At 53.0% G+C, this 13,762-nt stretch carries 13 protein-coding genes; all 13 read right to left on the bottom strand.

The window, feature by feature from the left end; translation table 11 throughout:
- Positions 1–16: 16 nt before the first annotated feature.
- The 13 genes from AFK66_RS05250 to AFK66_RS05190 are packed head-to-tail and all read right to left on the bottom strand — an operon-like array spanning position 17 to position 13,735.
- On the bottom strand, positions 17–2,002 hold the full coding sequence (locus AFK66_RS05250; protein ID WP_038882308.1) for a hypothetical protein: 1,986 nt from the start codon (positions 2,000–2,002) through the stop codon (positions 17–19).
- Positions 2,002–3,441 (bottom strand): phage DNA ejection protein, encoded by a 1,440-nt coding sequence (locus AFK66_RS05245; protein ID WP_038882306.1) that lies wholly within the window; start codon positions 3,439–3,441, stop codon positions 2,002–2,004. Before AFK66_RS05245 ends, AFK66_RS05250 begins: the two co-directional genes overlap by 1 nt.
- Before the next feature lie 9 nt (positions 3,442–3,450).
- Entirely contained in the window at positions 3,451–4,131 is a 681-nt protein-coding gene (locus AFK66_RS05240) for a hypothetical protein (RefSeq protein WP_038882305.1), read from the bottom strand.
- An 8-nt stretch (positions 4,132–4,139) separates the two neighbouring features.
- A complete protein-coding gene (locus AFK66_RS05235) occupies positions 4,140–4,595 on the bottom strand; it encodes a DUF2824 family protein (protein ID WP_032969231.1) in 456 nt (151 codons plus the stop codon).
- Complete coding sequence (locus AFK66_RS05230) at positions 4,595–5,263, bottom strand: hypothetical protein (protein WP_038882304.1); 669 nt, start codon at positions 5,261–5,263, stop codon at positions 4,595–4,597. Before AFK66_RS05230 ends, AFK66_RS05235 begins: the two co-directional genes overlap by 1 nt.
- Positions 5,263–6,684, bottom strand: a complete 1,422-nt coding sequence (locus AFK66_RS05225) for a packaged DNA stabilization protein (protein WP_038882303.1) — start codon at positions 6,682–6,684, stop codon at positions 5,263–5,265. The genes AFK66_RS05230 and AFK66_RS05225 overlap by 1 nt, the downstream gene beginning before the upstream one ends.
- Complete coding sequence (locus AFK66_RS05220) at positions 6,644–7,159, bottom strand: packaged DNA stabilization gp4 family protein (protein ID WP_038882302.1); 516 nt, start codon at positions 7,157–7,159, stop codon at positions 6,644–6,646. Before AFK66_RS05220 ends, AFK66_RS05225 begins: the two co-directional genes overlap by 41 nt.
- A complete protein-coding gene (locus AFK66_RS05215; RefSeq protein WP_032967824.1) occupies positions 7,143–7,340 on the bottom strand; it encodes a hypothetical protein in 198 nt (65 codons plus the stop codon). The genes AFK66_RS05220 and AFK66_RS05215 overlap by 17 nt, the downstream gene beginning before the upstream one ends.
- A 40-nt stretch (positions 7,341–7,380) precedes the next feature.
- A complete protein-coding gene (locus AFK66_RS05210) occupies positions 7,381–8,685 on the bottom strand; it encodes a P22 phage major capsid protein family protein (protein WP_007773761.1) in 1,305 nt (434 codons plus the stop codon).
- Positions 8,685–9,596 carry a scaffolding protein gene (locus AFK66_RS05205; protein ID WP_038882301.1) on the bottom strand — a complete coding sequence of 304 codons (912 nt, stop codon included), beginning with the start codon at positions 9,594–9,596 and terminating at the stop codon, positions 8,685–8,687. The genes AFK66_RS05210 and AFK66_RS05205 overlap by 1 nt, the downstream gene beginning before the upstream one ends.
- Positions 9,597–9,609: 13 nt before the next feature.
- On the bottom strand, positions 9,610–11,784 hold the full coding sequence (locus AFK66_RS05200; protein WP_038882300.1) for a portal protein: 2,175 nt from the start codon (positions 11,782–11,784) through the stop codon (positions 9,610–9,612).
- A complete protein-coding gene (locus tag AFK66_RS05195) occupies positions 11,784–13,244 on the bottom strand; it encodes a hypothetical protein (RefSeq protein WP_007770945.1) in 1,461 nt (486 codons plus the stop codon). The genes AFK66_RS05200 and AFK66_RS05195 overlap by 1 nt, the downstream gene beginning before the upstream one ends.
- A complete protein-coding gene (locus tag AFK66_RS05190; RefSeq protein WP_032967797.1) occupies positions 13,244–13,735 on the bottom strand; it encodes a terminase in 492 nt (163 codons plus the stop codon). Before AFK66_RS05190 ends, AFK66_RS05195 begins: the two co-directional genes overlap by 1 nt.
- Positions 13,736–13,762 lie beyond the last annotated feature (27 nt).

Here is a 13,762-nt window from a genome sequence, read left to right as displayed (position 1 = left end):
TTGTGTTGGTAAATATTTACTGAGCTAACGCGTCTGATTTTGCGCCTTGAGATACTGCATTAATTGCCGCAGCAACATCGGAAGCTGCCTTTTCAAATGCAGAGCTCCCACGCGGCGTATTCGCCAGGCGAAGCATCGCATTGCGCACAGCCTTACTTTCGTACATGCGGGCTAAGAGACCGTAGCCAGCACCTATGGCCGCTGCTTTTGGGTTTATTGCTGTACCAAAGCCAATAATAAGAGGAACCGCTTGCTGTCCCGTCGGCGTGCTTACTCCGGCGCGTGCTGCCTGCTTCGTTGACTCCAGATAGTTCTTGAGACCGCGGATATAGGCCGCATCCTCGCCTTTGAACGCGATACCGGTCTGATTAGACATGATATTCAACTGGCGGAGGAACTGGTCTGGAGAGCCTCCAGATTTTTCCATTGCCTTGCCGATGATTCCGTTACGCATTTGCACGCGCCCTGCCTGACCGACAGAGTTATACAGGCTCTGAATCTCCGACTTGTTCTTGCTGAACAGCATGTTGTTCACGACTTCCGGTGTCAGGTCACCTTTCATCAGTACATTCTTCAGGCGTGTGTTCTGGAGTTTGGCGGCTTCGTCAGCGTATACCGCGTTAGCCTGCCGATAACGACGAAGAACGTCGTTACCAAGGCTCTGGCCTATGGCGCTATCGATATCTCCTGTCATGGCTCGATAGACGCGCTGTACTGCGGCATCTGAGCGCGTAGGCATTACCGGACGCTCACCCTTCACATCCATCCTGAACTGACTACGCAGATTGCTTAGCTGTTCAAGGTCTACATTTCCTTTCGCCAACTCATCACGGTAAGCCTGTAGCTTGCCGATGGTGTCAGTGTCGGCAACCCCGCCAAGCTTTTGCAGCCTGGATACCTCATCATCAATCTGTTGAATCGCACGAGACGGCTGGATATTTACGCCAGACATTGCGCTCTGCACCTGTTCAAGACGGCGGCCGGCAGCCTGCTTAATGCCAGATGTTTTTGACTTAAGGCTATTTACCACTTCCGCTGGATTGTACTCGCCAAACTTATTGGCAAAGTTTTGCACCAGTTGGCTGCGTGACTCCTGCTGCGCGGCCCGCATTCCTGATGTGCCAACGAAAGGGATGTTCTCTGCTGTCGTCTGTGCAGCCCGACCAACACGCGATGCTGGAGGGATTACGTCCGTGGTGGTTAGCGGAACGTTATTCTGCTCAGCAAAGCGGATAGCTTGCACGGCTTCGGGTGCCATTGAACCAGAAAGGGCTCGATAACCCGCTCCGGCAGCTTTAACTACGCCATTTGCGGCAGCGCCTAAACCAACGCCCAGCCCTAAGTCAGTAGCGAGCGCGCCAGCGTCGTTCTTATCGCTGTTGGCGGCAAGTGAACCAACAGCATTCTCCGCCAACAGGCGCGAACCACCTTCAGCAATTCGGCCAGCAAGAGTGGGGGCCGCTGTCGCTGCGCGCTCAATCCCTACAGGCGTCAGATAAGGCAGGGCTTCAGCAAAAATACGCCCCTCGGTTGTTTGAGGGGTTAGTGTACCGGGCTGAAGTCCGAAGTCCTGTTCAAGCCCTTGAGTGGTTACACGCGGCGCTGGCTGATATGTTCCGTCACCTATTCCGAGCTTATTACCAGCCCACGCTGCTGCGCTCGTTACCGCATCAGTGAGTTCAGCAGGTATATTCGCTACGTTAATTCCAGCCTGTAGCAAGCCACGCCCGGTTTCAGCAAGTCCATTACCTATATCAGACATAATTCCGCCTTGCTGCTGCGGCTGAACAGCTTCCTGAGAAGCTGGTTGAGACGGCTGCTGATTCGATACCAAAGGCGCAGGGTATGCAGCATAGAAAGCTTGTCTGGCTTGCTCAGCCTGATCGCCAGCTTGCGGTGCAACTACTTCATTGAAATACTGCTCTTGAGCCTGAGCTTTCTGATCTGGTGCCAGCGCCTGGTACTGTTCGGAGGCGATAACATCTTTCCATGCCTTAGCCATTAATCACCCCACAATGATGAATAACCGGAGCTTGTTTGCTTTGGTGTAGCCTGAACCGCGGCTTGCGGTCGCGTTTTGCCACCAACGCTTACGTTGTATTGCTGGTTATAGTTATCGGTGTACTCACGAATAGCACGCACAGACTGCTGCGCGGCATCAGGAGATGAGAAGTCAAGCTGTGGCATTCCCTGAAAATACATCTTTGCTTCTGCAACTGTGTTAATACCACTGGCTCCCATATCCCTTGCCGCTGCAATGCCTTGGTTCTGCATGCGCCCCTGGATGCGTTGAGTGGCGTTATAAAGCTGCCGCTGCTCCTTACCACCAATTCTGCTCCTGACATCAGCTCCAAATGCAGGCGCACCATTCCCACCGGTAACACCAGTCATGAATTCAAGCTGATCTGCGCTTGCAGCCTCGATGGCGTCTAGGTCTTTTTTCATGGCGTAGTTTTGCGCTGAAGTAGCAGAACTTGGTGGAGCAGATATAGCACTGGTAGGAACGCGGACCATGTTCCCGTTGTCATCAACGCCCTCATAAAATGCATTGGCTCCAGCACCATGCACCTTGCCGCTGACTTTCACTGTCCGACCATCAGAAAGCTGAACCAGGCGGTTAGACCCTTCGGGGCCGGTGTTTATGCCTGCTGCCTGCGCAAAAATAGCGGCCGCCGCAGGGTCTGTTTTGAGCATCTGGGCATATTGTGCATAGTTTTGCATTGCAGATGTCGGCGCATATGCAGATGTTAACGCGTTTTGACGGCTAACTGCGATCTGTTGAGCCTGCAATCCTTCACCGGCTTTGTTGCTGCGAATTTGTTCCGCAAGCTTGCCCTTGTCAATTTCACGCCCTGCCATCTTATCTACGGCATCAAAATACTTTTCTGGTCCAAGGCTGGTAAGACCGAGGTGATCGACAAACTCGCCGAACTGCTGCGGGTTCTGTTGGTACATCTGAGCAACATCCTGTGGATTAACGCCAACGCGAGCTAACTCACCGGCGTTAGATTGCAGCCAGTTAGCCATCGCATCAGGCGATGAAGACGCAAGACGCGCGCCTGCCGCAAGATTCCCCACGGTGTTTCGCTGGTCTTCATCAATGAAACCCATGCCATTCCGCACTGCGTCAAACTGTTCAGGGTATTGCACAGCCAGTTTACGCATAGCGTTGCGATCACCTGTTGCGTATGCGGTTGAGTATGCCTGTTGGAACGCCTTCTGGCGCTGCTGCTGTTGCGCCTGTTTCTGAACCTGCATTACGTTACCGATGCCCTGCAATGCCTGAAGGCCGATATTGTTTGCGCCTGAGCGCTGAATCTCGTTGTTATCACGAATCAGTCCAAGCGCGGTGTTTGAGTCCGTCACTGATGGCGCGTTGGAGTTAATTCCGCCAAGGCCTGCAAGGAGACTCCCACCATTACCCATATCCCATGTAGCCATGAATCCCCCTTAAAACAGCGAGCCAAGAACGCCGATACCCGCACCAATTGCTGTACCAATGCCCGGGCCACCAAAAGCAGAGCCTATGGCAGCGCCAGCTTCCGCCCCACCAAGTCCGCCACTTAATGCTGACTGGAATCCTGACGGGCGGTTAGCATTTGCCGCCGCCAGATTGGCCCGCTGCTGGTATAGCGACCCCATGTTGTTGGCGTATGTCTGTCCAGCGTTGGCCTGACCTTGCAGCGCCCCGAGGCCGATGTTTGCAAGGTTGTTGTAGTTCTGCATCTGCCCGCTAAGCCATGATTGACCAAGCGTCGGAGCGATTGTTGCCAGTTGATTGCTTGTAGCCGTTGAACCAAGCCCCCCGGTAGCCTCCGCCGCCTGCAAGGCTTGATACCTGGCTTGTCCTGACAGATCTTGATATTGTTGAGAATTGTAATACTGGTTAAGAGCCTGCCCCTGCCCTTGTAGTGATGAAAGATTCTGAAGCTGACTAACGTATTGCTTTGCAAGAGGGGTAAATGGAGCGAGATTATTCATGACCGTCTGCCACTGCTGTCGCTGAAGGTCAGTCTGCTTGTTAATAGCATCAGCTTGCGCGGCTGCGCCATTATCTCCGCCTCCGCCCTTCCCGCCTTTCAGGTACAGGCGATTCTCGAGATGCTTACTCGCTAATTGAAAAATGAGCATGTTTTTACCTATTTCTGACGGGAGAGGAATTCCTGAAGTTCTTCGCGGGTCGCGGAGTAAAAAGTTACGTCATCAACCCCTTTGAAATACTTCTTGATAGTGCCAACGCGATTTAGCCCAATCATGGCGCAATACATCTGGCCGTGGCGGAATTTACGAGCCGCGAACGAGACGACGCACTGAACGTTGGTTTCTGTAAGCAGATAACGCCAGAATGCGAGACCTATTTCCTTACTGAAGCCGCGAGCTTCTGGCAGATACATCGCGTGGCAGTCAAAGGACATGGGCTGGATTTCGCTGTAATAAACGATGCCACCAAAATTACCGTGTACACTGACTTCGAAGTATCGACACTCAGGCCGGTAATCGTAACCGTCACCGTTGTTACTGCCAGCAATGATGGCCGGGTGGTTTCCTACCGCCTCTATGAGGTCGATGTTTCGTGTTGGGATAAAGGTGATCATCAGTTAATCAGCCCGTGCGCTCGAAGCGCATCCTCAAGAGCCTTAATTCTTTGTCTTGCCTGAACAAGACCTGTTGCAAGAGCGCTAACTTCAGACTGCGTATATGTGGCGCTGACTGAATAGGTCTGACTGGCATTGAAGGCACCTAGCAGTGTCGAACCGGTTGATGCAGTCCATCCTGTTTGCCGCGCACCGACAACTTTAGTGCCGTTGACGGAGTAAGATGTCGACACACTTAATGGAGATGAAAGGGTTTGTGATGCTGCGGCAGACTTAGAAACATAATCACCCTGCAAGTTAGTGATATTGCCCTCTGCGGTGCTCATGCGTCCCGCAAGGTTTGTAATCGAACCCTCAGCGGAAGTTACCCTTCCGTCCAGCGCTGTTATTGCGTTGGTATTGCCTGTAATCCTCGTCTCGTGGTTGTCAACTTCACTACGTAACGTCGTTATGCGCGACTCATGATTACTAAGGGTTGCATCTTGAGCCTGATTGGTGACTGTCGCCTGGTACGCGAGTTCATTCGCACCATTTGAAGCGTCAGCAATTTTGTTCAGGTCACTTCCCTGCTGTATCACATAAAGACGATATGCCTGAGAGAATCCTGGTGGCAGAATTGATGCATCAACCCTGTTTGACTGGACTGTTACTTTTTGCGGTCCTGCCATTACTCTAACCTCACCTGGCACCCGCTAAGCGTGACGGGTGATGATGTGACGATGCGTATTTTGAAACCGATATTTCTGCGTATGCGCCCTATACGTTGCAGAATTGCGCGCTGGTCGTAACGGAATGGAGAGTTCCATGGAATGAGCTGCTCTTTACCGTAGTTGATTCCGTCAGTGGTAGCAGAGATGAACATCTGCTCAGCGAATTGCGACACCCCCGTAGCCGATTCCAGTTCGAAATCGAATGCACGTGCGTTATCAGCTTTAAACAGCGGCGTGTATAGCAAATGCTCCTGCTGTTGCCCGTACTGGCTGGTTAGTGATTTATCAAGCACGCCAACTACCGGGGAAAATTTGTCTGCGCATGTGATTTGGTTGCCTTCATACACGTAATCGATAGCTGAATGAACGTCATCACCCAGCCCGGTTTTGAGAACCGTCCACTGCATGCCACCCTGATTAACTGATCCGTCATATACAAGCACGTGGCGGGGGAGGTGAATTATCAGTAGCTCATGTGCTTCAAACCTGGTTGACTCCATAACCCCCGTTGAAAGCTCTTCTTCCGTATAATCCTGAAGTATTCTTTCAATTGACGCCGTGGCTATCTGTTGAACCGAGCCTGAATTAATCAGATACACGGACGGGGCCCCGGTGGCTGGATGGCTGATGATTGCGTGGGTATCTGCATATTTGGTTTTGCAGTAGGTGCCGGCGATACCTTTCTGAACCATCATTGATGGCTGAGCCTGGTAAATTGCTACCCCAACTGCGCTGGCATTACCGGTAAGAGAAAAATACTCGGTCGTTTTGGTGCCAAAACACACAACGAAGTCGCGCCAGTCATCGATACCTATAATGCCGTCTGGCTGACTCTCAGCCCGGTACTCGGCCGCGTATCGGTCCGGCTTGGATTCATCCTCAAGGTCACTGATGAAGAATGAGTCGCTTCCGTCCTTGCTCCATATATATCGCGAGCGGTTACGGCACAGGTCCCGCAGTGTTCCAAGCTCGTACTGCGTATATCCTGAGCTTGTTGGCCAGTTGGCCATGTACTTAATGTCGCCGTCGTACCTGAAAAGCATTAACAACCCGTTAGCGCCTATGGCCTGGCTGTTATAGCTGCATGCCATGCTGACTCGCTTGCTGCCAAGCACCTCGCCAATCTCCACTCCAGATCGATAAAGTTTCGTGCCAAGCACTCGGTATACTGCGCTTTCATGCGAGTTATACATCGCTCCACGTGAAGCTCCAGCAACATCGTTTACTTTTACGATGCCAGGGAATGAGCGCAGATAGCCGTTAGCACCAAGCACCTCTTTCGGCGTAGCCAGCATATTAACAGGAAGAAGGTCGACATAATCGACGTTGCGGTAGTCTTTACCCGTTCCCTTCATCAGTGGGAGTTGTTGGATCGGCAATTTTCTCTCTCCCGGGGTAATAGTTGATGTTGTTCAGATTGGCCCATCGATTACCTGAGCCTACAGGCATACGCGATGGATAAATGCCGTAACCGTCTTTGGCGCGCTTGATAGCAGACGAGCGATAGAGTTGCTCTTTACCGTACCTTGCGCCGGTAATGAGTTTCGCCGTAGGCTCGACGGCGTAATCTGGAGCAATTCGGCAGGCAAGATTAAGGATGACGGCATTTAGTGCGTTTCGCGCCAGCCCGTGGGCGTCGCCTGGGATAACAGGCTCATCGTCGGCTGCAAAGGTGTAACCAACATCGATAACCTTCCCTGCCTCATTGCCTGACCACTCCGCCATCATCATCTCAAGGTCGTTAACCGCGTCCTCCAGTGATTGCGGCTCAACGTCTGTGAGTGTGGCACTTGAGGCGACGCCCAACTTGCGTAATGCGGCGAGAGCCAAATCACCTTTAGTCGTCAGATTCATCGCTGCCCGCCTTAGGTTTGCGGCCGCGCTGGTTGGTTGTGCTGGTCTTTACGTCGTCAGGGTGCTCGCTCCAGCCTTCTTTGAGGTACTTGCTTACCTCTTCGTCGGCGACGATTTTAGTCTCGTACTCTTTGCCCCATACGCGGGTGCCACGACCTTCTCGATATAACATAGTGCTCATGTCGTACCTCCATTAAGAAAGGGGCCGAAGCCCCTTATGGTTATGCAGACGGAGTGGTGGCTACGTTCTGGCTTGCCAGACCGACGCCGATAGCTTCCGGGCGGACCGCTGACGCTGCGTACCACAGCGCGATACGGCACTTACCGCCGAGCTGATCGATATCACCCTGGAAGGCGATCACACCGTTCAGGCCGGTGCCAGGCACGCTGAAGCTCTGAGACTTCATGCCGGAGAACAGGTCATGGTTCAGCGGGATTGGCTGGGATACCAGACGGATAGAATCATCTGCCCAGAACACGTTTGCGGACACAGTGTCGGTGTTCCACACAGTCACAGCAGCGTTGTTAGCCAGCGAGGTGTTCACGTTGGCGTAAGCGCGCTGTTCAGCTGTCAGGCTGGTATCGTCGAGCGCAATCGGCTTCGGTGTGATGGTCAGGTTGTTGCCGTTCACCGCAACTACGGAGAAGGTAGCGTCCTGTGTCAGCACGTTTTTCGCCATCTGCGACAGGAATTTCACGCCAGCGAAAGAAATCTTATCGCCGCGCTTGAAGCCGGTGCCGGAGCTGACAGCGACTACTGCGGTGCGGTTGTCGACGTTCTCGCGATGCCCGGTTACGTCAACCTGCCACGCTTCCGGCTTGAACTTCTGCGCACCGGAAACGGTGACGCCAGTTGCGGTAGATGCGGCCAGCGAAGGGAGCTTCGGAGAGCGCAGAACATCGTTGAAGCCTGCAACCTGTTTCTGGATTACGCCTTTGCTGTAAGCGTCGTCCTGAATGCGGCCGTAGAAGTCTTTGCCTGCCAGATCTCGGCCAGCGCCACGGTAATCGTTCGGGTTGAAGAAGAACGACAGACCTGCGTCGCGGTTCAGCTCGCGGGCAAACATCAGAGATTCAGCTTCAGAGATGAAGTCCCAGCCAGATGTTGCACTGCCGATGGGTGCGGTGCTGGTTACAACCAGAGAACCCATCTCAACAGCCTGGCGGGCGATTTCCGCTTCGACGTTGTTCGCCAGCTTCTTGGCTGATGCCTGAATGCGGCGGCGGTAGGAGGTTTCGTCACGCACGTCATCGGCACGAAGCGCGAAGAAGTCGTTATCAGGATCGTTCAGGTTGACCTTAACAGAGAGCTCCAGAATATCGGTCTCTTTGCCGGTCAAATCCCAGCCGCGCTGAGTCGGCGCTTCCTGCTCCAGCGGCATCCACACGGTATTACCAGAGCGCTGCATAGACGCTGCCGGAGGGGTGTATTTGCTGACACGCTCAGCCATCGGAGTGAGGTTCTGAACGGTTTCGATCACTTCGTCGATAGCGTAGGTGACCAGTTGGCCTTCGGATAATGCCATTATCTAATTCCTTTAAGTTGAGCCTTGAGCTTGCGATAGGTTTCCGTGTCACCTTTTGCGGCCGCCTTTTCCATCTGCTTTTGAATTGCAGACACATTGGCCGCCGCAACGGATGCCGTGACTGGCTCATCTGCCGGTGGTGCGCTGGATACCTGGTTAGCACGAGGCTTGAGAGTTAAGCGTTCGGATAGTCGAGTGAGTTCAATCAGCGCCTGCTGCCCGTTCATCGACAGTAGCTGCCGGGTTTTCTCTGGATTGGCACCCAGGTGATAGATGAGCGCTGCAGATTTCTCCGGGAAGAGCATCATGATGTCCGCGCCTACCTGGGGCGGAACGAGTTGCATGAATGCATCCTCTTTATCCTGGTAATCAGGGATATTGAGCTTCTCTGCGGCGTCATAGTGTTTACGAGCAGCCTCGACGTATTGCGCTGACTGCTGAGTAAACTCCTGCGTCTTGCGTCCCTGTTCGGCTACGGCATTGCTGCGCGCGTCCTGTGCTTTCATTAGCCATTCAGTATTAGCGGCATTGAAAGCGGCAAGCGCGCGGCTCTGGTCGTAATCGTACTTAGCCAGACCTTCGTCTGAGAGAAAGGCGTTTATATCCGGCTGGGGCGGGAGTTCAGGGCTTACCCGTAAGTCCTCCGGCAGCTCGCCGCGCTTTACTGCTTCCATCCTTTGCTCAAGCTCACGCTGGCGCTTGCGCTCCAGGCGCTTTGCTGCAAAGCGCGCGTTAGTTGCCGGGTCTTGTTTTGGTTTGGTCTCATCGTCGTTCAGGACAATCTCGAAGCCTTCTTCCTGACCTGCGTTGTCGTTGGCATTATCAACAACTAAGCCATCAGCAGATGCCGCTGCATGATTGCCGGACAGGTTTGATTCTTCAGAAGCCTGAATTTCGGTGGTATCGGTCATGATTAACTCTCTCTTATTGAGGAATCTCGGCTACACCGCCGGTGGGGGTATTTTGTCTCTGCGATTGCAGGTGGTTTGCTACGTCCATGCCTTGTTTGTGGCGCTGGTCGTTGCTTTTGAGAAGTAACTCAGCATTGGCGCGAGCGTCTTCGCTGCGCTGCTGCTGGAATTGACCAACGGTCTTGAGAACTTCGCGAAGCTCTTTCTGCTTATCGAGGTCCATACCGTTGAAGATTTCTGCGATTTTGGCTGCTGTGAGCTGGTTCTGAGCTTCAACCTTGCCTGCCTCAACAGCGATTTGCTGCTGTTGGTTCTGCGCTTTAAGAAGCTCAGCCTGACCGGCAAGATACTGACCCTGAGCTACCAGCATTTCCGGATTCGGCTGCTGTTGCTGCTGTTGAGCTTCCGCGACAGCCTGCTGCTCTTCCGGCGTTTCCGGTGGTTTGATGCCCATCAACACAAGCTGCTTGTTGGCGTACTCGCGAATCGTCTCGATTCCCTTGCCGTCAAGAAGCGTTAAGTAGTACAGGAGGAACAGTTGATACTCGGTCGTGCCGGCGGGGGTCTTAGATAACAACTCCTGAATCTCTGCCCGGTTTTGCTCCTTCATGCTCTGGAAGCTCGGGCCGACATCCGTGTAGCACTCATAGCGCCCGCGGATATCGTTCAGGGTAATTGTATTGCCGGTCTGGAGGTCGACGACCTGCGTATAGAGCTGAACCTCTTTCTCGCCGCCATCTTCCAGCGTTACCGTGACGCGCCGGGGAATATCGTAGATGTCATTGACCATTGAGGCATAAATCTCGCCATCACGACGCATTGCGGTAGCGAGGTTGTCCTGGAAAACATACGTCTCAAGGTCAGCGCGCATGTTCAGCTGATTGACTGTGTCAAAAGCCACCTGCCCATTCGCTGATTCCGCATCGACGCCCATGGTTGCCACCTGATTAACTGCGGTGGTGGCCGCCTCAAGCATGTATGCGTTAGCCTGCGGGACTTCGGGGTTCTCCATGTAGGCCAATGGCTGAACTGGCAGATCATTGCCGTTCTCGTCCTTGCTGTTCAGCAGGTAGTACTGGTAGTCGTCGTTGCCGTTGTACATGAACTCGTAACCGGCGATCTGCTCAGGCGTGAAGAAAGGTTTCTTCTTCGGCGTTCTGGCTACCGTATCGGCGTTGAAGCTCATAATCATGTTGCGCAGGCGCTGGCCGTCTTTAGTCAGGCGCACAACACCTTCGTAGACCTCCTTGTCACCGGCAAATGACCATTCACCGAACACCGGAACAATAGGGATATGTTCACCGGCGATGCGTTCGCGGTCTTTGAGGATTTGCGTCTGAGTAAGGAGCGTCTTGTAGACACGGCGGCGTTTAACCTTGCGCTCACCGATTTTAACCATGCCCCTGTCGGCCAGCTCATCAATCACATCAGCGATGTCTTTCTTGAAGTAGCTGACAGGCTCGCCGGTAAGAGGATCTTGATAGATGAAAGCAACCTCTTTCTTCTCCTCGACCTCGTAGTATTCCGCTATGTAGTAGACCTCGTTGGTCGTCCACGGGAATATCCAGTTAGAGGCGGGCGACTGGAAGTCTGGCAAATCATCTTCATCGAGGCCCTGCTCTTTAGCGAATTCCTCCCATCCATCTTTACTCATCGCCGAGATGACTGTGCAATGCTTCGCGTCACTCTTGTCCATCTGCTTGGCGTTGGCATCCCAAACAACATGTGAGCACGCCTCATGAATGGGAAGTCGGCGGATAATCTGGTTATTGCTGGTTGGGTTCTGGTCTTCGTATTCCGTCACCAGTCGCCAGGCGCCGACACCGGCTTCAATCTGCTCACGGACTGCGACGTTAACCGATATCTTCGCAGTGTTATGCCTCATGTCTGTCCGGTACATACCCATGAGGATATCGGCAGCATCTGGTGACGCGCCATCTTTCGGCTTAAACAGAACGTCTACCGGGTTCTTGCGCATCTCTGCTACGAGCTTACGAACAACCGGGCGGACTACATCGAACTGTCCGCGATATTGCAGTGTGGTGTATTGTGAAAGCCAGTCATCCCACTGACTAATTCGGCTAAAGAAGAGGTCGTTAATCGCCTCATTTCTGGCCTCATCGCTTGCTGCCCAATCCCTGTCAAACCGAAGGAGAATGGTTCGCAATTTGTCGTCTTGGTCGGCCATTATCTACCTCGGGAAATTGGACGAATTGGAGCCGGTAATGGCTTAGTTGGTTTGTTTTTGACTACCGGGAATGCAAACGTCAGGGCTAACGCATCAGCGCGGTTTGGTGAAGGAACCCCGCGGCGCTTCATGTCCTCTTTGGCCTCCAGGACGATGCGCCCATCGAGCTTAACCCTGTACTCAGGAGCAACGATTTCGTCAGCTGTTTGCTGGTCATCGATACTGCCCCCTTCTTTGAGCCATGACTTCATTGAGTTCCACATCTCACCGCGCTTGTTCAGCATGCCTGGGTCTTTGGATTCACCGCCAAAGTTAACCAGTTGCCACTTCCTGCCCCACGATCTACCTATTGAGTGAATGCCGGTGCCATAGCCGAAGTCTATAAACACCGCATCGGCCTTATGCTCATCCTCAAATCCTGCGACGATTTGCGCGAACTTAACGTCGTCATCTGTTTTCGGGTAGGTGCCCAGCAGGCGCGCATGAAGACCCTGGCGAAGGTAAATTGACGCCTCGTCAGTTCCAGTGTAAGCAGGGTCAACGCCGATTATTTTGGATGCGAATGTGTAAGACCCGGGCTCAAGCGTGCGAGACATTGCCTCATCCACATATGCCTGAGGTATGAACTGGACTTCTGATGTCGATGGGAATAGGCCGCGAACACGCACCTTGAAGAAGTCGCTGTCTTCACCGTAATCCTTTCGCCACTCTTCGATGAGTTCCTTGTTGGTCATCTTTGCCAGGCGGCTGTCAATTTGACGTCGACGCCAGCGGTGTTTGAACTTGCGGAAGCACTCTCTGAAGCGCCCGGTGTTACGCGTCGGGTTACCAAATGCGAACCAGAAAGGCTCGCCATCTGTAAGGCCGCCCTCTGCTACTTCCCAAATTTTGTCAGGAACCGCTGAGGCTTCATCGAAGATGTAGAACGGGCTTGAGTTCGCAGCATGCAGACCAGCGAATGACTCGCTGTTTTCTTCGCGGCATGTCTGACCGTCACAGCGCCATGACTCCATGTGATCCACATGGTAGATGTTCATGTTGCCTTTGCCGTTGTTGTACTCGAACCAGTGGCCGGTAATGCACCGCTTCTTCCACTTCCCAAGCTCACCCCATGTTTTGGTACGAAGCTGCTCAGAGGTGTTAGCTGTTACGACCCCTTTGCAGAATGGCCGAGTGCTGAGGATGTACAAAATGACCCACGCAGTCAGCGCGCTCTTACCGATACCGTGACCAGAGCTGGTAGCGCAGCGATAGGCTTCAACAGGTTTAACGCCGTCGAAGTTGTTAGTCCTGATTGCCTCACCCCAATCGGTAAGAAACTCTTTCTGCCAGTCATCAGGGCCATCGAAGCCTTCAAGCTCACCGGCTCCCCAATCGAACGCATACATGACGAAGCCAAGCGGATCGTAAAAGAATCGACCCATATCATCGGCAAGCATTGCCTCAAATTCTGATGACATTACTCACCTCTCGCGCGTTTTCTGGCCTCCTGAATACGCTGAATCAGGTTAACCTCTCCAGTGTGTTCAATTTCTTGCTTATCTCGCCACTTGTCTTTCTGTCTGTTCTTTAGCCAGAAGATGGCTGCGGTCGTATCGGCGGGAGCATGCTTTTCAACTTCCACGACCTCTATCTCTTCTTCATGCTGGTCTACCTTGATTTTGAAAGCCTGCTGCTCCTTGAAGTTGTAACCGGTGGCTTTCTGATAAAGACTCCTTTCAACCCTTGCGTCAGCTACATCCTTCGCCGTTTTTATGGAGTTGCAAAACTCTTCATGCTCAAGCTTCCACCTGTAGATGGTTGAGCGATGGACTCCGAAGAAATCAGCCATTTCATCGTCTGTAGCACCCAGCAAACAAAGCTTCTCAGCCTGTGCTGCATACTCAGGCTTATACTGAGATGGCTTGCCACTATTCCCTTCGGCAAACTTATTGTCTTTGGGTGCTGCCATAACATTTCCTCTTTGTTGCATTATTCA

The organism is Cronobacter malonaticus LMG 23826 (assembly GCF_001277215.2).
In the GTDB taxonomy this organism is placed as follows: Bacteria; Pseudomonadota; Gammaproteobacteria; order Enterobacterales; family Enterobacteriaceae; genus Cronobacter; species Cronobacter malonaticus.
This window is presented reverse-complemented; position numbering and strand designations above follow the sequence as displayed.

What these genes read in the sequence shown, in the direction of transcription:
- AFK66_RS05250 (WP_038882308.1), bottom strand. Translation starts at nt 2,002, where the DNA reads ATGGCTAAGGCATGGAAAGATGTTATCGCCTCCGAACAGTACCAGGCG.
- AFK66_RS05245 (WP_038882306.1), bottom strand. Translation starts at nt 3,441, where the DNA reads ATGGCTACATGGGATATGGGTAATGGTGGGAGTCTCCTTGCAGGCCTT.
- AFK66_RS05240 (WP_038882305.1), bottom strand. Translation starts at nt 4,131, where the DNA reads ATGCTCATTTTTCAATTAGCGAGTAAGCATCTCGAGAATCGCCTGTAC.
- AFK66_RS05235 (WP_032969231.1), bottom strand. Translation starts at nt 4,595, where the DNA reads ATGATCACCTTTATCCCAACACGAAACATCGACCTCATAGAGGCGGTA.
- AFK66_RS05230 (WP_038882304.1), bottom strand. Translation starts at nt 5,263, where the DNA reads ATGGCAGGACCGCAAAAAGTAACAGTCCAGTCAAACAGGGTTGATGCA.
- AFK66_RS05220 (WP_038882302.1), bottom strand. Translation starts at nt 7,159, where the DNA reads ATGAATCTGACGACTAAAGGTGATTTGGCTCTCGCCGCATTACGCAAG.
- AFK66_RS05215 (WP_032967824.1), bottom strand. Translation starts at nt 7,340, where the DNA reads ATGAGCACTATGTTATATCGAGAAGGTCGTGGCACCCGCGTATGGGGC.
- AFK66_RS05210 (WP_007773761.1), bottom strand. Translation starts at nt 8,685, where the DNA reads ATGGCATTATCCGAAGGCCAACTGGTCACCTACGCTATCGACGAAGTG.
- AFK66_RS05205 (WP_038882301.1), bottom strand. Translation starts at nt 9,596, where the DNA reads ATGACCGATACCACCGAAATTCAGGCTTCTGAAGAATCAAACCTGTCC.
- AFK66_RS05200 (WP_038882300.1), bottom strand. Translation starts at nt 11,784, where the DNA reads ATGGCCGACCAAGACGACAAATTGCGAACCATTCTCCTTCGGTTTGAC.
- AFK66_RS05195 (WP_007770945.1), bottom strand. Translation starts at nt 13,244, where the DNA reads ATGTCATCAGAATTTGAGGCAATGCTTGCCGATGATATGGGTCGATTC.
- AFK66_RS05190 (WP_032967797.1), bottom strand. Translation starts at nt 13,735, where the DNA reads ATGGCAGCACCCAAAGACAATAAGTTTGCCGAAGGGAATAGTGGCAAG.